We start from the raw sequence: 18142 nt of genomic DNA, 5'->3' as shown, positions 1-18142 counted from the left end.
TATGTGGCTTGCTATCGACGGCAAAATAAAATACCGGGCGATCGTGAGCGATCTTGACGGAACCTTGCTGGATCCTGCCGGGAATCTGTCTGATCTGACGGTGGAAACGCTCAATATCTTGCATGCCCGCGGGCTGGAAATCGTCATCGCGACAGGCCGTTGCGATGCGGATGCGCGCGGGATTGTGGATGGCCTGGGGTTCTCGCCGGCGATCGTCTCCTGCAATGGCGCGATGGTCAATATCGAGGGGCGGCCGGTGGCGGATAAAAGCTATTTCCTGCCTCGCGACAGCCAAATGATGTTGATGGATTACCTCTTCGCCTGTCCGCTCCACGTGACGTTGTTCACCCAGGAAGGATGGATGATGGCCGAAGAGAATCCGCATTTTGCCGACTATATCAAAACCTCGGGCGTCGCTTGCCGCTATGTCGAACCGGAGGCGATGAAACGGCAACCGATCCTGAAAGTGCTGCTGCAGGGGGAAGCGGCGCTGATCGAGCGGTTTTACGACGAGGTCAGTCAGGCTTTCGGAAAAACGCTGTCCATCTGTAAGTCCTCTGCGGAAACGATAGACATCATGGATAAGCATATTTCCAAGGCCAGAAGCGTGGCCGACTATCTGAGCGCCAAACAGATAGCGATGCGCGATTGTCTCTCTTTCGGCGATGCGATGAACGATTTGGACATGCTGCGCTGGGCCGGAACGGGGGTGGTGATGGGCAATGCGATGGGCGAATTGAAGCGCGCGCTGCCGTTTAACCCGATTGCGTTGCCCAACAGCCGCAATGGCGTTGCCGATTATCTCTGCCGTGAGTTCGGCCTGTTCTGACATTGTCACCGCCGCGCGGGTGAACGCATTGGCAACAGGGTCTTTCGTGGGCAGATAACAAGGAGGTGAACAAACAGTGAGGGTTTCATTTTTTCATTACTAAACATGTCGATAAATACAAAGGAGACAGTATGAAAGAACTGACTGAAGCAGAAGTCATGGCGGTTTCCGGCGCAGGCATCGCTTCCGATGCCGGCAAAATCCTGGGCAATGGCATTGGCGCCATCGTAGATGCCGGTACCGGTCTATTCGGGATCCACGCGGATGCGGCGGGCGCCGGCGCCAAACTCGGTGAGGGCATTGGCGCCGTCATCGATGCCGGTATTAGCGCCTTCTCGCAGCTGTTTGGCCGTAAATCGTCATAAGCCCGGCCCTTAATGAAAAGTGCCCGCAAGGGCACTTTTACCTCGCACATGTCGGGAGCCGCAAGAACGGCAAAGGGAGAGTTCATGGCGAATAAAATCATCTTGATCATGGCCATCAATCTGTTCGTGGCGGTGGCGTTGGCGGTGTTTAACTTTATCTATATCCAAAAGAAGGTGGATATACGCGCCCCCAATGACGCCACGCCCTTTCAGGTGACCGAGAAAGCGCAGGGCAGGATCGTCTCCATGCAGCAGACCTCGGTATTTCTGAACAACAATCCTGTGGTGGCGTTTACGTTGGAAATCAACGCCAGGCGCAAACAGTTTACGATCGCTGACCATCGGGAGGTCGTGCTGTATATCGCCATGAGCCGTTATGAGGAAAACGGCGTTTACAGCCTATTGCTGGGCGAGAACGACAGGGACGTGGCGTTCGAAAAGGACAGCTTTGGCTATCCGATACGCTTTCATCAGGTGCTCTAGGCGCGCGGAGGGTTTCCTGCCGCCAGGCGGCGTAAAAGGGATTTGCCACGGACAAAGGGGGGGAGGAAAAATGCTAAAACGCATCGGATACACCGCGCTGATTTGCTTGGCCTTAATCGGCGGCCGGCAGGCTATGGCGGCAGAGGAAGATCGCTGCTTTGCGGACGAACATTCCGCCTTGCACACCGTTATTCCTTGTTATAACAATCAGTTGGCGATATTGCCTCTGTCATATTCGTTAAAGGGCGTGGATAACGGCCATGACGTGTCGATACGTCATTATCGGTTGATGTCGCAATCCTGGTCGCCGCAAGACGCCATCCGGCCGACGCAATGGTGGCACGATGTGGATATTTATATCCCCAACGGGGCGCTTGCCCGTAAAGCGTTGGTGCTGATGAGCGATGACTGCGCTTGCGCCGCCGCAGGGGCGAGCGGGGCAGGCAAGCAAAATGCGGCGTTTTCCGTCGCTACGCCGGCGGCCTTGGCGGCGGAAAGTCACACCGTCGTGATTGTCGTCAACCGGCTGCCTTATCCGTACCTGGAATATCAAAATGAGGGGCGGCGTCGTGCGGGGGAGGACAGCCAGGCCAGAGGCTGGCGATTGTTCCTGGACGATGCGGATGAATACTTGATGATGCCGCTGGCGATCCCCATGACGGCGGCCTTGTCGCAAACCATGACGCTGGCGCAGCGCGAATTGAGCCGGTGGGGGATAGATAAATTCGTCGTGGCGGGCGCGGCGAGCGGCGCAACCGCGGCGTGGCTGGCGTCATTGTCGGATGAGCGCATCGATGCCGTCGTCGCCATGTTCCCGGATGGGGTCGCGGCGCGGCAGGTCTTGAAGCATACCTATCGTACGTATGGCGGCCGTTGGCCGTTGGCGTTTCATCCTTATTACCAACTCGGCATCGATCGGCGCATAGAGACGCCGGCGTTCGACAAACTGATGCAAATAGCGGATCCCACCGCTTATCCGCCGCCGACGGCGGGAGCGCGGCCAGCGGTACCGAAATATGTCATCATCGCCAGCGGCGACGAACGTTATCCGCCGGACAGCACGCGATTCTATTTCAGCGCCTCACCGGGAGAGGCTTCGCTGCGCGCGATTGCCGACGGGGATCGCGCGGCAAGTCGGCCGGCCGCCGAACGCGCCATACTGGCGATGATCAAGCGCCGCCAGCGCGATATCGCGTTGCCGACGATCGAGGTGCAAGGCAGCGCCGCGGATGCTGCGGTGCGCACGCTGCGTTTTTCCGAACCGCCGGCCACCGTGCGGCGCTGGAGCGCGCACAACCGCACGGCGCGAGATTTTCGTTATTCGTGCGGCGTACGCTTCACCCCGGAGCCGTTGGCCGCAGCGGAGGCCGATCGCGGCGAGTTTCGTCTGGCCGCCCCGGCGCAAGGCTGGGAGGCCACCTTTATCGAGGCGGTGTTCAACGATGGGTTTATCGCGACCACACCGGTCTTTATCACGCCGGACGATAACTATCCGTCCGCCGTTCCCGCGGGCGATGGCCTGGCGTGTGAAACCCTACCCGGCAGAGGGTTGGGTGAAGATTATCGCCATGACGATTAATTAGCGGCGCCGAAAAACATTAAGGCGGCAATGCGTTATTCTGCGCGACAGAGCGCATTGCCGCCTTATTTTCGAAATAGTGAACGGTGCCAGACAGAATATTTCTGCGTAACGCCATTTTCTCGTTGTCACATGACCGCGCCGGTTTCACGAACGGCGAACGCCTTATTTTCCCTCCTGTTTGATAAACCGTTATCGCCATGCTTTTGCTATTCTGCCGCCCCTCTCGCTGCCGCCGCGTCGTGATGTCTTTCGTAATATAAATGTCATTTATTTCAGTGCGATTTTTTTCGCCCGGCTTTCATTTTACGGCGATGCCGCCCGATTTTCCGGCTGAGGGGGAAATGAGGAGGATCTGGCGAAAGCGCCTTCGAATAGCGCGATAATAAATTCCCTTGCGGCCAGATGAATGAATCAAGAAACGCCGATTTGGCGGTTTTTTCAAAATAAAATTAAGAATGATGCTAATTCTATTTGGGGTAATTATCTTTTCTCATCTTTACATTGATTTTATGTATTGCTAAAGGGGGAAAGCTAAGCATAATTAACTGTGAAAGGAGCGGGGCTCCTATTCTCCCTGTCCGGGTTCTCCGTGGCGGGGATATTTTGAAGTCTGTCTAATCAAAAGGAGAAGTACCCATGATGGAAAAAAAAGTGATTATGTTGGCATTTGTCGCGGCAGCGTGTTCAAGCGCTTTACCTGCTCTGGCAGCAGATGGTCAGGTTAATTTTACCGGGAATATTGTCGATGCTGCGTGCAAGGTCACGAATGACTTGAGTAATCCATTAAATGTTGTTTTGGGTGATGTGGCCCGAACGGCATTTGCGGGTGGCAAGGGATCAACGTCCAGCGCGACAAAATTCACGCTGGAAGTCACCGATTGTCCGGATACGGTAAAAAGCGCCACCGTTAAGTTTGACGGCGCGGCCGATAACGGCGACAGCAACGTATTACAGCTGACTCAGGAAACGGATGTCGCTACCGGCGTCGGTATCCAACTGTCTGATATTTCTAACAGTGTTCTGCCGCTTTACACGGCGTCGACGGCTTATCCGTTGGCTTCCGGCAGCGGCGTGAAAAATAACCTCGATTTTACCGCCCGCTATATTTCCACGCAGGCAGATGTGACCGCCGGTAAAGCCAATAGCGTCGCCACCTTTACGCTGAATTATAACTGATAATATTTTCTTGCCCGCTGGTTCACAGCGGGCTGTATTGCCTCGGAGATAATATTATGCGTTTTAATCGCTACGGCGCCTTAGCGGCTTTCATTATTTTATTGTTTGCGTCTACGGTTCACGCCGGCGTGGTGATTGGCGGGACGCGGGTGATATTCAACGGCGAAAAAAAAGAAGCGTCAATCAGCGTGGAGAATCCGGATAAAGAACCGTATTTGATTCAGTCCTGGCTGGAGAATCAACAAAGCGGGGTGGATAAAATCGCGTTTATCGTTACGCCGCCTTTATTTCGGCTGGACGGCAACCAGGAAAATATGCTGCGCATCGTGAAAGTGGGCGATGACTTACCGAAAGATAAAGAAAGCTTGTATTGGATGAATATTAAATCCATTCCTTCAACAACCCAGACGGGTAAATCGAATACGCTGCAAATAGCGGTCAAGACCCGCATTAAATTGATTTATCGGCCGGCGCCGCTGCTCCGCCAGGTACCCGAAGAGGTGACGCAGCAGCTGAAATGGCAGCGTGTCGGTTCAGAATTAAAACTCACCAACCCAACGCCTTATTATATGAACTTCCATTATGTCCGTATCGGGGGGCGGGAAATGAAAGAGGTGGCGTATATCGCGCCGATGAGCAGCGAAATGTTTGCATTGCCCGTGGCGGGCGCAACGTCGGTAAGCTGGAAATTAATTAATGATTATGGCGGCACAGGTAAAGAACATCAGTCAGGTATTTAATCTGTAAGGGAAGGCAGAAAAAGGGATAAAACATTTCAATAATGGAGCTAATGAATGATAACTCAAAAGCGTATATTAGCGAAGCGGGATGCTTGGCTGAAACGCATAGCCTTATTCACGGTAACAACGGCGGTATGCGGCAATATGGCTAAACCCGCCTTCTCTCGTGACTATTTTAATCCGGCGTTGCTGGAAACCGGGCGCTCAGGCCAGCAGCACGTCGATCTGTCGATTTTTGAAAATGGCCAGCAGGTTCCCGGCACGTATCGGGTCGATATTTGGGTGAACGACATGCTGCTGGAAACGCGCGAGGTGTCGTTCGTTCTGCGGGCCGGCAGCGACGAGAAGGCCGATCTGCAGCCTTGTCTGACGCGGGAAGATCTGAAACGGCTTGGGGTGAAAGTTGAGCTGTTTCCCGGTTTGGCCGGCGCCGATCGCTGCGCGAATTTGGCCGCGATCCCACAGGCCTCGGCGCAATTTCAATTTAACCGCCAACGCCTGATGCTGAGTATCCCCCAGGCGGCGTTGGAAAATAAGGTGCGCGGATACGTTCCGCCGGAACAATGGGATGAAGGCCTGCCGGCGATGCTGCTGAACTACGGCTTCACCGGCAGCAACAGCAAGGGACGCGATCGATTCACCCAGAGCGCAAGCAGTTATTACCTCAACCTGCGGCCGGGTTTCAACCTGGGCGCCTGGCGAGTGCGGAACTACACCACCTGGAGCTACAACAGCGCCGGCGGCGGGCGAGTGTCGGAGGATCGTTGGGACTCCGTCTATACCTACGCCCAGCGCAATATCATCCGCCTGAAAAGCTTACTGACGCTCGGCGAAAGCAGCAGCCCGTCCGATGTGTTTGACAGCGTGTCGTTTCGCGGCGCGCAGCTGGCTTCCGATGACGACATGTTGCCGGAAAGCCTGCGTGGTTATGCGCCGGTGGTGCGCGGCATCGCGCGCAGCAATGCGCAAGTGGTCATTCGCCAAAACGGCTATGTCATCTACCAGAGTTACGTTGCGCCGGGCGCGTTTGAAATTTCGGACATGTACCCGACCGGCGGCAGCGGCGATTTGGAGGTGACTATCAAGGAGGCGGACGGCAGCGAACAGCACCTGACCGTTCCCTTCGCCAGCCTGCCGGTGCTGCAACGCGAAGGGCGGCTGAAATATGCGCTGACCTCGGGGCAATACCGCACTTACGATCACAGCGTGGATAAAAAGATCTTCTCGCAGGCCAGCCTGATTTATGGCTTGCCCGCCGGTTTCACCCTGTATGGCGGCGGCCAATTCGCCGGGCCGTATCAATCGCTGGCATTGGGTCTGGGCAAGAACCTGGGCGAGTTCGGCGCCCTGTCGGCCGACGTCACCCAGGCGTGGGCAAAGCAGGAGCATCAGCCGAAAAGCGATGGTCAGTCGTGGCGCGTGCGCTACAGCAAAAATATCGTCGAGACGGGGACGAACTTCGCCATCGCCGGCTACCGCTATTCGACCAGCGGCTACTATGGGCTGCAGGAAGTGCTGGACACCTATCGCAGCGGCAACCGTTACGCCCCGATAGACCGCCGCAAAAATCGCGGCGAAATCACGCTGAACCAGAATTTATGGGAAGGGGCGGGGTCGCTTTCACTCAGCGCGGTCTCCGAAGACTATTGGGGCTCCGAGCGCAATATGCAGTCGCTGAGCGCGGGTTACAACAATAGCTGGAATGGCATCAGCTACGGTGTTAACTACAGCTACAGCCGGAATTCACAGGCTATTTACGGCGATTCGAACCGCGGGCGCATTTACGATCGCGATCAGATCTTCGCTTTCAACATCAGCGTGCCATTAGAGAAATGGCTGAGCAACACCTACGCCACCTACAACCTCAACACCAGCAAAAAAGGCAATACCAGCCATACGGCGGGCCTCAACGGCACGGCGCTGGCCGGCGGCAACCTCAGTTGGAGCGTACAGGAAGGGTATGGCAGCCAGGGCCAGGGCAACAGCGGCAACGCCAACGCCGACTGGCGCGCGACGTACGGCGAACTCACGGCGGGCTACGCCTACGATCGCAGTCAACAGCGCGTCAACTACGGGGTGAAGGGCGGGGTGATCGCCCATGAAGACGGCGTGACCTTCGGTCAACCGTTCGGCGAAACCGTCGCCCTGGTGCAGGCAGCCGGCGCGAGCGATGTGGCGGTCGGCAATCAGGTCGGGGTGAAAACCGACTGGCGCGGCTACGCGATCGTTCCTTACGCCACGCCTTATCGCAACAATTCGATTCGCCTCGATGTCGACAGCTTGCCGGATGATGTCGATCTCGAGTTGACGAACCAGTCGGTCACGCCGACTCGCGGCGCGGTGAGCCGGGCGAATTTCAAAGCCAACGTCGGCAGACGGATTTTGATGAAGGTGACGGACTCGCAGGGGGCCCCCCTGCCGCTGGGCGCCAGCCTGCGTCTTGCCGAGGGGGCGACTCAGCCGTTCCTGGTCGGCGGCGACGGCGTGGTCTATCTGACCGGCATGGCGGAAAAGGGCCTGCTCATCGCGCAGTGGGGCAGGAATGGCGAGAACCAATGCCGCATCCGTTACCAGTTGCCGGCGGAGCCGCCGTCAGCGGGTCTCCAAACCCTAAACGGCGTTTGCCAATAGATCTCGCTCTATCTCCATCATGACTTTTAAGTGAGAGTGAAAATGAACGTTTTTCTCAGGATATTCGGTTACGGCGCCCTGGTGTGGCTGGCGACGCTCACGACGGCGGTTTATGCCGGCACCTGTACCACCAACGCGAAAACCGCCCGCATGGGGTTGCTGACGCTGGCCGTGGATCCGCGCATCGAAGTCGGCGAGCAGCTGGCTGTTCGAACCGAGAACAGCATGAACGGCACGACGTTTTCTTTTCTTTGTTCCGGCTCGGTCGCCTATCGCTCCATGTCGCCGCTGACGCCGAGCGCGCTGCCCGGCGTATTTGAAACGGGCATCGAGGGCGTGGGGGTGACGATTTCAGACTTATGGCAGAGCAATAAGAACGTGCCCGTCAACACGGCGATTTCGCCCAACTTGCTGACGCCGTGGATCAATCGAAACGATGTTCGGCTGACGTTTATTAAAACCGGCCCGATCAAAACCGGCGGCGATATGGGCGGGAAAATTATCGCCAGATATTATCTGGATTCGACCTCCATTTTGGATATCAGTATTTCCGGCATGAAGGTCATTCAGAAAAGTTGCCTGGTTGATTTGAACTATAAAAATCAAACGGTGAATCTGGGCAGCCCTAAACGCAGCGAGTTTAATGGCGTCGGCAGCACGGCGGCGTCTTCCGAACGCAATTTTTCCGTGGTTCTGCAATGTCAGGAGGACAATATTCCGGTTCAGGTCACGTTCGAGGCGGCCGGAAATTCGCCAGGCGTGGGAATGATTGATATCGCCGACGGCGCCGATGCGGCGAAGGGCGTCGCCGTGGAAGTGTTGGATGAGAACCGTAATCCATTAACGTTTTCCAGACCGATCAATTACCACACCGCGGCTGAAAAAGAGATCAGGATCCCCTTGATGGCGCGCTATAAGCAAACGGGAGCCATTAGCCCCGGGCAGGCCGACGCGGTGATGACATTCACCATTACGCAGAATTAAAGAGACCCCCATTAAAAATATAATGTCGTCTGTTCGCGCGACATTATTGGTGGCATCAGGCGCTGCAGGCCGATGCCAATGCAATGACAACACGCATGTATGGCCGTGTTTGTCCGTTTAAATATGGAGATTAACCAATGAAAGAACTGTCTGTTATCGAAATGAATGAAGTGTCAGGCGCTTATTCCTGGGATATGAGCAATGGACTGTCGGGGCTGATTGGCAGCGCCGTTTCCAATGCCGCGGAAGCCGTTTCATCCATCGCTCTGGGCGCCTCCGTGGGCAGCATGGCGGGCGCCGTCATCGGCGGTAAGCACGGCGGCGACGGCGGCGGCCTGCTGGGCGTCGGCTCGATTGGCCAGGGCGTCGGTATGGTCGCCGGCGGCATCCTGGGCGGCGTAGCCAGCGGCGTGGCCGCAGCCGTTATTGGCTGGGACACCACGCTGGAATACTCCAAAAAAGGCCTCGATGGGCTGATTAACGGCACCATCAGCTAAATCCATACGCGGTCCAAAGCCGCAGCGTTCTCGCTGCGGCTGTCTCCCGGTCAGGCAAGCGCAGGTTCTTCCTATGAGTGATAATAAGAGCAGGAATATTTTCCGCCAGGAGGCGGTCAATTATCAACGTCAAAGATGGACCGGCAGGGCGCTGTTAATTTCCGGCGCGTCGAGCCATGTGATTGCCGCCTCCTGTTTCACTTTTATTCTGATCCTGGCGGGCGCACTCTATTTTTGCGAGTACACGCGCCGGGTCGATGTTGAAGGCGAGGTGATCAGCATCCCGCATTCCACCAATGTGTTTTCCTCCCAATACGGCTACGTGAGCCAGGCATTCCATAAAGCCGGTGACGTCGTGGAAAAGGACGAGCCGCTGTATGTGATTGATGTCTCGAGAAGCACCACGTCCGGCAATGTCAGCCATATCGCGGCCAGCGAAATAAGCAAACAGATTAGCAATCTGGATTCGATAATCAGCAAGCTGAATAAAAATAAAACCGCCATGCTGGATAATTTGCGCAAACAGATCAATAGCTATGAAAACGCCTATAAAGAAACCGAGAAACTGAACCTCAGTGCCAAAGAGGGGATGGATAAAATGCGGGATAGCCTGAAAAATTACGAACACTATTTGACGAAAGGCCTGATCACCAAAGATCAGTTAAATTATCAGCGTTCGCTTTTTCAACAACAGCAAAGCTCGTATCAGGCGCTCTACAGCCAAAAGATCCAGCAAAATATTCAACTGTCGCAGTTGCGCAGCGATTTGCTGATTCGCGCCGCCGATTATGACAATCAGATATCGCAAAGCGAATCGCAACGCAGTGATTTACAACGCCAGCTGGCGGAGTCCAATGCCGGCGGCCAGGTCATTATCAAAGCGCCGCTCAAGGGGAAAATCGAGTCGCTGAGCGTGACCGCCGGGCAGGTGGTCGAGAGCGGCAGCAGTCTGGCGCAAATCAAACCGATTGATAACATCAAATATTATCTGGTTTTATGGCTGCCGAATAACAGTTTGCCCTACGTGAAAATCGGCGATGGCATCAACATTCGCTATGAAGCCTTCCCGTCGGATAAATTCGGTCAGTTTCCGGGAAAAATAGAGTCCATCTCGTCGGTCCCCGCCTCCCCGCAGGAAATGTCGGAATACAGCAGCGGAAATAAAAGGGAAAGGAACGCCTACTACAAAGTGCTGGCGTCCATCAGCGACACGCAATTCAGCGATAAAGGCAAATATCTCGAAATCAGCAGCGGGCTGCAGGCCAGGGTCATCGTCTTCCTGGATAAGAAACCGCTTTATCAGTGGGCGATCGCGCCTTTGTATGACATAAAAAACAGCGTCGTGGGGCGAGTCGATGAAGGACAATAATCTCTTTGAACGGATCAACGAGAAGTTAACCTTCTCACTGCGCAAGCGGGTGCCGAGCATCTTGCAGTCGGAATCATCGGAATGCGGCCTGGCGTGCCTCGCCATGATCGCCTCCTATTACGGGTTTAATGTGGATATGCTGAGCCTGCGGCAGCGATTCGGCATTTCCACCCAGGGCGCGACCCTGGGGACGATCTCTCAAATCGCGTCGCAAATCCAGCTGAAGACGCGCGCCTTGTCCTTGGACATCGACGAAATCAATCAGCTGAAAACGCCCTGCATATTGCACTGGAATATGAATCACTTCGTGGTGTTGGTTAAGGTGCAGCGCGCCGGTTTTGTCATTCACGATCCGGCCTTCGGGCGCCGAGTGATCGGGCTGCAGGAGATGTCGAATCATTTTACCGGCATCGCGTTGGAGCTGTGGCCCGACAGGGCCTTTCAAAAAGAGACCCTCAAGACCCGTTTGCGCCTGCTGGATTTGATGAAAAACATCGAGGGCCTGCCGGGGACGCTGCTCAAGATCTTTGCGTTATCGATAGTCATCGAGTCGGTCAACCTGCTGCTGCCGGTGGGAACCCAACTGGTGACCGACCATGTCATTCAGGCGCATGACTACAGCCTGCTGACGGTCATCTGTTTGGGGCTGATCTTCTTCACCTTGTTCCGCGCGGTGGTCAGCATCGCCAGGGCCTGGATCTCCATCGTGCTCGGGACGCTGACCGACATTCAGTGGAAGACGACGCTGTTTGAACACCTGATGAAGCTGCCGCTGGATTTTTTCGAAAAACGGCACCTGGGGGACATTCAATCGCGCTTTTCCTCGCTGGATGCGATCAGAACCACCTTTACCAATAATATCGTCAGCGGGATCATCGACGGCATCATGACGGTCGGGCTGTTCGCGATGATGATGGTCTACGGCGGCTGGCTGGTCTGGGTCGTGGCGGGCTTCACTCTGATCTACATCCTCATCAGGATGATGACTTACAGAACCTACCGTCAATTCTCGGAGGAGCAGATCGTCAAGGCGGCCAAGGCCAACTCGCATTTCATGGAGACGCTGTACGGCATCTCGACCGTCAAGGCGCTGGGCATCAAGGAAACGCGCTCCAGCTATTGGCTCAATCTGAACGTCGACGCCGCCAATACCAATATCAAAATCACTCGATTCAATATGATGTTCGGCGGGATCAATACCTTTATCACGACGCTCGATCAGGTGGCGATCCTGTGGCTTGGCGCCATGATGGTCATCGACAATTCCATGACGCTCGGCATGTTCATGGCGTTCAATGCCTATCGCGGCCAGTTCTCTCAGCGGGCCTCGAGCCTGATCGACCTGGCGATCGGCTTGCGCATGCTGTCGCTGCACAATGAGAGGATATCCGACATCGTCTTTACCGATGCGGAGACGGAGTCCGCGCCGCGACAGGTTTTCCCCTCGGGCACGGGGATTGCCATTGAGGTAAAAAATCTTACGTATCAATATGACGCGCTGTCGCGGCCGATCTTCAAAGACTTGAACATGCGCATTGCGGCCGGCGAAAGCGTGGCCGTCGTGGGCGCCTCCGGCGCGGGCAAGACCACCTTGCTGAAGGTGATGTGCGGTTTGCTCAGCCCCACTTCCGGCCAGGTTTTGGCCGACGCGATGGATATCCATAAAGTCGGGGTGAATAACTACCGTAACGCGATCGCCTGCGTGCTGCAGGACGACCGGCTGTTCTCCGGATCCATTGCGGAAAACATCAGCGGGTTTGAGGTCAATGCCAATAAAGAGCTGATCATGGCCTGCGCGATACACAGCAATATCCACGATGAAATCATGCAGATGCCGATGGGCTACGAAACCCTGATCGGCGAGTTGGGCAACGGCATCTCCGGCGGGCAAAAGCAACGTTTGTTTATCGCGCGCGCCCTCTATCGCCGCCCGAGCGTGCTGTTTATGGATGAAGCGACCAGCCATCTGGACGTTGAGAATGAGTCGGCGATCAACCGGGCGATATCTTCGCTGAATATTACGCGCGTGATCGTCGCCCACAGAAAGTCGACCATCGACTCGGCCGACAGGGTGGTGGTGCTGGGGGCCGAGAGCGGCGCGCCGGCAGGCGGCGGTGAATAAAGGGCGCTTGCCGGCGCCGGGGGCGAAGCCGGCAACGCAGGCTGTCCCCGCGACCCAAATCGCGGTAAAATGCAGCAGTTGACCCTATCGCATTCCATCAGGCCGTCGAACCCGCTATGAAAACGCGCAAACCGCGCCGCCCGCCCGGGCGGTGGATCTATTACATCCTGCATGAAGACATGCTGTGGCCTTGCCCGGTTAAATGGGAGTGGGAGAGCGGCTATAACGCCTGGTTGCCGTTTTACTATTCCCCCACGCTGGAATTCGTCGCCGGCAACCCCGCCCGCGCCACCAAGGTCAGCAGCGGCCGGCGCTAAGCGTGCTGCCCGCCTTGCCGCCCGGCATCCGCTCACCTAAGATCATCTCATCACCCACAGGTTTCCGGGAGCGTCCATGTCTACTCTGTTTCGCACGTCTCTTTGCGGCGTAGCGGCGTTGTTGCTGCTCGTCGGTTGTCAGCAGACGGCGCATCAACCGGCGCCGCCGCTGCAGGCGCAATTGGATCACATCGCTTTGATGTTGGCCGGTGGGCATTTCCTGCGCGTGGACTGTGGGCGCAGCGACGTGCCGGACGACGTGAAATTGCAACGCACCGCGATGCGTGCAGCGCAGCACCGCGGCTGGGATACGCAGGCGGCAGGGTATCGGCAGTTGCCGGCGCTCACCCAGGCGCGTTACCTGACTCTGCAACAGGACAATCAGCTGCTGACGGACAAATGCGCCACGCTCAGCCGCAGCACCGCGCGCTTTATCGCGGCGGCGCAGGCCGATCAGGAAGACTACATGGAGTAGCGCTACGGTGTGCCTGTCGGGCGCTCGCCACGGGCGCCCAAAAATTCTTTGCAGGATAACGATTTATCGCTCATCATTTGAAATGATGTTTCACTTTTATCCATCGAGCCCACCTTGAACCTGTATGCCGCACTGCGTCAGCGCGTGGAAAATACGCCCTGGTACGCCAAACGGAAAAGCTACCGCGTGCTGTTCTGGCGCGAAATCACGCCGCTGGCGGTGCCGATTTTTCTGGAGAACGCCTGCGTTCTGTTGATGGGGGTGCTGAGCACCTTTCTGGTGAGTTGGCTCGGCAAAGAGGCGATGGCCGGGGTGGGGCTGGCGGACAGCTTCAACATGGTGATCATCGCCTTTTTTGCCGCGGTGGATCTCGGCACCACCGTGGTGGTGGCCTTCAGCCTCGGCAAGCGCGATCGCCGGCGGGCGCGGGCGGCGGCGCGTCAGTCGCTGGTGCTGATGACCGGCGTGGCGCTGCTGTTGGCGGCGGGCATTCACCTGGCGGGCGAACCGATCATTGATGTGATCGCCGGCGCGGCCTCGCCGGAGGTGAAAGCGCTGGCGCTCTCTTACCTGCAAACCACGGTGTGGAGCTACCCGGCGGCGGCGATTGCGCTGATCGGCAGCGGCGCCCTGCGCGGCGCAGGCAACACCAAGATCCCGCTGCTTATCAATGGCGGCATGAATATCCTCAATATCATCATCAGCAGCATCCTGATTTACGGCATGCTGGGCTGGCACGGGCTGGGGTTCGTCGGCGCAGGGCTGGGGCTGACGATTTCCCGCTATATCGGCGCCATCGCCATCCTCTATGTGCTGGCGATCGGTTTTAATCCGGCGCTGCACATCACGCTGAAAAGCTATTTCACGCCGCTGAAGATGAGCATCCTGTGGGAAGTACTGGGGATCGGCATTCCCGCCAGCGTCGAGTCGGTGCTGTTCAACGGCGGCAAACTGTTGACGCAGATGTTCGTCGCCGGCATGGGCACCAACGTGATCGCCGGTAACTTTATCGCCTTCTCCATCGCTTCGTTGATCAATTTGCCGGGCAACGCGCTGGGCTCGGCTTCGACCATCATCGTCGGCCGGCGGCTCGGCAAAGGCGAGATCGGTCAGGCGGAACGGCAGCTGCGCCATATTTTCTGGCTGTCTACCCTCGGGTTGACCGCTATCGCCTGGGGTACGGCGCCGTTGGCCGGGGTATTCGCCGCGTTTTATACCTCGCAGGATGACGTGAAAACGGTGGTGAAAACCCTGATTTGGCTCAACGCCGCCTTTATGCCGATCTGGGCCGCTTCCTGGGTGTTGCCCGCCGGGCTGAAAGGCGCGCGCGACGCCCGCTTCGCCATGTGGGTGACGATGCTTGGCATGTGGGGCTGCCGCGTGGTGGCGGGCTACGCGCTGGGTATCGAACTGGGCATGGGCGTGGTGGGTGTCTGGTTGGGGATGTTCCTTGATTGGGCGGTGCGCGGCGCCTTGTTCTACTGGCGCATGGTCAGCGGGCGCTGGCTGTGGAAATATCCACGGGCCAAACGCCGGGAGGCCGGGTAACGTCGGCCGCGGGGCACCGGCGAGATGGCCTCAGTATAAAAGCGTCATCGCGCTGAAGAACAGCAGCGTCAACGCGATGATGATGACGTTTTGCGTGGCTTTGCGCACCAGCTTGCTGGCGCTCAGGCGGCTGTCGATGACGTAGAGCAGCGGCACCATCAGCAGCACATAGGCGAACATCAACATGGCGGTAAAGGGCTGCAGATTCATTCATGTTCCTCCTGTGCTTCATCATGGCCGATCAGGTGTATCAGTACGGCTTGCGTCTGGCGGTGCTGGCCGATAAAGGGCGACGTGGCTGGCGACGCCGGCGCGAACGTCAGGCCGGCGCGTCGCGTTTTCACCGCCGCTTGCAGAATTTTCTTTCGATGCTTCCGAGTATGGTCGACCATGCGCCTCCGAATAGGGCCGCCCGAAGGCGGCCGATCGTTGTATTGCCCATTAAGCTGGAGAGGATCGCAGCCGCTGCCGGGGCCGCAGAGGTATAATATTGCGAATGATAACCATTATCAATAATGAGAGTGAAAAAATTAAGGGTATTGCGAGGGGACAGCCGGCGGGGCGGAAAAAGAAAAAGCACGCCTTGCGGCGTGCTTTGCGGGGTACTAACGGCGGTGGTTACTTCTGATCGGGCAGAGCGTAAGCGACCACGTAGTCGCCCAGCTTGGTGCCGAAGGAACCGTGGCCGCCGGCGTAGATCAGTACGTACTGCTTGCCGTTGACCTCATAGGTCATCGGCGTCGCCTGGCCGCCAGCCGGCAAGCGCGCTTCCCACAGTTTTTCACCGTTGGTCACGCTGAAGGCGCGCAGGTAGTTGTCTGCGGTGGCGCCGATGAAGAACACGTTACCGGCGGTGGTCACCGGGCCGCCCAGCATTGGCATGCCCATTTTGAACGGCAGCGGCAGCGGTGAGCTGTCGCGCACGGTGCCGATGCGTTTTTTCCACACGATGTCGTTGGTTTTCAGATCCACGGCGGAAATGTAACCCCAGGCCGGCTGTTTGCACGGCAGGCCGAACGGCGACAGGAACGGGTTCAGGGTAACGCCGAACGGCACGCCATACTGTGGCTGTACGCCGGACTCGGTGCCGCTGCCGCCTTTGTCGCCTTCCGGCGGCTCAATCGGGTTGCCTGGGCCGCGCGGGATCAGTTTGGAGACGAACGGCAGCGCGATCGGGTTGGCGATGGCGATTTCGCGATCGGTATCGACGGCCAGGCCGCCCCATTCGAACATGCCCAGGTTACCCGGGAACACCAGCGTGCCCTGCTCGGAAGGCGGGGTGAAGGTGCCTTCATAACGCAGGCTGTGGAACATCACGCGGCAGACCAGCTGATCATAGATGGTCGCGCCCCACATGTCGGCGCCGGTCAGTTTCTTCTCAGGACGGAAGGTCAACTCGGAGAACGGCTGGGTCGGCGACAGGCGATCGCCTTTGGCCGGGCCCTGCGGTACCGGTTTCTCCGGCGCCGGCACCACCAGTTCGCCGTTGGTGCGGTTCAGCACGAAGATGTTGCCGGTTTTGGTCGGCACATAGATCACCGGCACTTTTTTACCGCTCTTGTCGGTAATGTCCGCCAGGGTCGGCTGCGCCGGCACGTCCATATCCCACAGGTCATGGTGGACCGTCTGATAGAACCAGGCCAGTTTGCCGGTGGAGGCGTTCAGCGCCAGCAGGCCGCTGGCGTAGCGTTCCATTTCCGGGGTGCGATCGCCGCCCCAGATGTCCGGAGTGGAAACGCCCATCGGCAGGTAAACGATATCCAGCTTGGCGTCATAGGCGGCAGGCGCCCAGGAGTTCGGCGAGTTCGGCACGAAGTGGTGCTCGTCCGCCGGGATGGAGTTCGGATCCTTCGCGCCTGGATCGAAGGCCCACAGCAGCTTGCCGCTGTTGATGTCGAAGCCGCGGATCACGCCGGAAGGCTCGCGGTTGGAGTAGTTGTCGGTCACGGCGCCGGCGATGACGATCACTTTATCGGTGATCACCGGCGGCGAGGTCGGCTCGTAGTGGCCCGGCGTCGCATACGGCATATTGCTCTGCAGGTTCAGCTCACCGTTGTTGGCGAAGTCCGGGCAGGGTTTGCCGGTTTCGGCGTCCAGCGCGAACAGACGGCCGTCGTTGACCGGCAGAATGATGCGGCGTGCGCACATCGCCGGTGCGGCATCGCCTGTGGCGCCTGCGGCTGCGGCGGTTTCGTGGTAAGACACGCCGCGGCAGGTGATGTGCTGGAAGGTTGGGTTGTACTTCAGCTGCGGATCAAACTTCCACTTTTCTTTACCGGTGGCGGCATCCAGCGCAAACAGCTTCTGGTGCGGCGTACACATGTAAAGGGTATCGCGGATTTTGATCGGCGTGACTTCGTTGGTGATCTCACCCGGATCGTTGGCGGTCTTCAGATCGCCGGTCTGGAAACGCCAGGCTTCTTGCAGCTGGCCAACGTTTTTGTCGTTGATCTGGCTCAGCGGCGAGTAACGGGTGCCTTCCTGGGTGCGGCCATAGGCCGGCCAGTCGGCGCCGGTGGCGTCTTTCGGCTGTACCTGCGCGGCGTCGAGCGTGCCGTTGATCTCTTGCGGATCGTTGAACACGGCATAGGCCAACGCGATGACGGTGATCGCCAGCGCCGCGCTCAGCGCGCCGTAGGCGAATTTGCCGTTGGCCACCAGCTTGCGGTAGATAAACGGCAGCACCAGCCACAGGCCGAAGAAGAAGGTGACGTCCAGGCGCGGCGTCAGCGCCCAGAAGTCCGGGCCCACTTCCCACAGGGCCCAAATGGTGGTGCCCAACAGGAATACCGCGTACAGCAGCAGCGCGGTGGCGCGGCGGCGGAACAGCAGCCAGGAGGTCGCCAGCAGCACCAGCCCGGCGATGATGTAATACAGCGAACCGCCCAACTTGGCCAGCCAGATGCCGCCGCCGAGCAGATAAAGCCCGCTCAGCGCGGCAAACAGCGCCGTTATGACGATAAGCGGCGATAGTGACGCTTTATTTTGCATAGCAATACCCTTACCAAAAATGAAAGTCCCCGA

General features: G+C 57.6%; 17 protein-coding genes. 14 read left to right on the top strand and 3 right to left on the bottom strand.

From position 1 onward, the window contains the following. Position 1: 1 nt before the first annotated feature. From ACJ8IJ_RS03515 to ACJ8IJ_RS03450, 14 genes are all read left to right on the top strand, one after another. A complete protein-coding gene (locus ACJ8IJ_RS03515) occupies positions 2-829 on the top strand; it encodes a Cof-type HAD-IIB family hydrolase (RefSeq protein ID WP_004935307.1) in 828 nt (275 codons plus the stop codon). Positions 830-960: 131 nt separating this feature from the next. Then, positions 961-1194 (top strand): hypothetical protein, encoded by a 234-nt coding sequence (locus ACJ8IJ_RS03510; protein ID WP_004935304.1) that lies wholly within the window; start codon positions 961-963, stop codon positions 1192-1194. A gap of 84 nt (positions 1195-1278) precedes the next feature. After that, on the top strand, positions 1279-1677 hold the full coding sequence (locus ACJ8IJ_RS03505) for a hypothetical protein (RefSeq protein WP_004935300.1): 399 nt from the start codon (positions 1279-1281) through the stop codon (positions 1675-1677). 70 nt (positions 1678-1747) lie between these two features. Further along, positions 1748-3256 (top strand): PhoPQ-activated protein PqaA family protein, encoded by a 1509-nt coding sequence (locus ACJ8IJ_RS03500; protein WP_442518262.1) that lies wholly within the window; start codon positions 1748-1750, stop codon positions 3254-3256. A 639-nt stretch (positions 3257-3895) separates the two neighbouring features. Further along, positions 3896-4435, top strand: coding sequence for a fimbrial protein (locus tag ACJ8IJ_RS03495; RefSeq protein WP_004935293.1), 540 nt, complete (start codon positions 3896-3898; stop codon positions 4433-4435). Between the two features lie 56 nt (positions 4436-4491). Beyond that, entirely contained in the window at positions 4492-5175 is a 684-nt protein-coding gene (locus ACJ8IJ_RS03490; RefSeq protein WP_004935289.1) for a fimbrial biogenesis chaperone, read from the top strand. A gap of 54 nt (positions 5176-5229) precedes the next feature. Next, positions 5230-7806, top strand: a complete 2577-nt coding sequence (locus ACJ8IJ_RS03485; RefSeq protein ID WP_442518261.1) for a fimbria/pilus outer membrane usher protein — start codon at positions 5230-5232, stop codon at positions 7804-7806. Between the two features lie 42 nt (positions 7807-7848). Next, positions 7849-8790 carry a fimbrial protein gene (locus ACJ8IJ_RS03480; RefSeq protein ID WP_046896514.1) on the top strand — a complete coding sequence of 314 codons (942 nt, stop codon included), beginning with the start codon at positions 7849-7851 and terminating at the stop codon, positions 8788-8790. A gap of 137 nt (positions 8791-8927) precedes the next feature. Continuing rightward, on the top strand, positions 8928-9287 hold the full coding sequence (locus tag ACJ8IJ_RS03475) for a hypothetical protein (RefSeq protein ID WP_004935280.1): 360 nt from the start codon (positions 8928-8930) through the stop codon (positions 9285-9287). Between the two features lie 73 nt (positions 9288-9360). Next, a complete protein-coding gene (locus ACJ8IJ_RS03470; protein ID WP_275094938.1) occupies positions 9361-10656 on the top strand; it encodes an HlyD family secretion protein in 1296 nt (431 codons plus the stop codon). Continuing rightward, positions 10643-12778, top strand: a complete 2136-nt coding sequence (locus ACJ8IJ_RS03465; protein ID WP_004935271.1) for a peptidase domain-containing ABC transporter — start codon at positions 10643-10645, stop codon at positions 12776-12778. The genes ACJ8IJ_RS03470 and ACJ8IJ_RS03465 overlap by 14 nt, the downstream gene beginning before the upstream one ends. A gap of 116 nt (positions 12779-12894) precedes the next feature. Next, positions 12895-13095 carry a hypothetical protein gene (locus tag ACJ8IJ_RS03460; RefSeq protein ID WP_015378375.1) on the top strand — a complete coding sequence of 67 codons (201 nt, stop codon included), beginning with the start codon at positions 12895-12897 and terminating at the stop codon, positions 13093-13095. Between the two features lie 76 nt (positions 13096-13171). Further along, on the top strand, positions 13172-13570 hold the full coding sequence (gspS, locus tag ACJ8IJ_RS03455; RefSeq protein ID WP_031300665.1) for a type II secretion system pilot lipoprotein GspS: 399 nt from the start codon (positions 13172-13174) through the stop codon (positions 13568-13570). 114 nt (positions 13571-13684) lie between these two features. Beyond that, positions 13685-15118, top strand: a complete 1434-nt coding sequence (locus ACJ8IJ_RS03450) for an EmmdR/YeeO family multidrug/toxin efflux MATE transporter (RefSeq protein WP_004935263.1) — start codon at positions 13685-13687, stop codon at positions 15116-15118. Positions 15119-15148: 30 nt separating this feature from the next. On the opposite strand, the gene ACJ8IJ_RS03445 is transcribed toward ACJ8IJ_RS03450, so the two are convergent. The 3 genes from ACJ8IJ_RS03445 to ACJ8IJ_RS03435 form a co-directional block, all read right to left on the bottom strand. Beyond that, complete coding sequence (locus tag ACJ8IJ_RS03445) at positions 15149-15328, bottom strand: hypothetical protein (RefSeq protein WP_004935260.1); 180 nt, start codon at positions 15326-15328, stop codon at positions 15149-15151. Next, entirely contained in the window at positions 15325-15510 is a 186-nt protein-coding gene (locus ACJ8IJ_RS03440) for a hypothetical protein (RefSeq protein WP_442518260.1), read from the bottom strand. The genes ACJ8IJ_RS03445 and ACJ8IJ_RS03440 overlap by 4 nt, the downstream gene beginning before the upstream one ends. 226 nt (positions 15511-15736) lie before the next feature. Then, entirely contained in the window at positions 15737-18109 is a 2373-nt protein-coding gene (locus ACJ8IJ_RS03435; protein ID WP_442518259.1) for a glucose/quinate/shikimate family membrane-bound PQQ-dependent dehydrogenase, read from the bottom strand. Between the last annotated feature and the right edge of the window lie 33 nt (positions 18110-18142).

Source organism: Serratia sp. CY40230, assembly GCF_052168835.1.
In the GTDB taxonomy this organism is placed as follows: domain Bacteria; phylum Pseudomonadota; class Gammaproteobacteria; order Enterobacterales; family Enterobacteriaceae; genus Serratia; species Serratia nematodiphila.
Note: the sequence above shows the minus strand (reverse complement) of the source record. Positions and strands in the feature narration are given on the sequence as shown.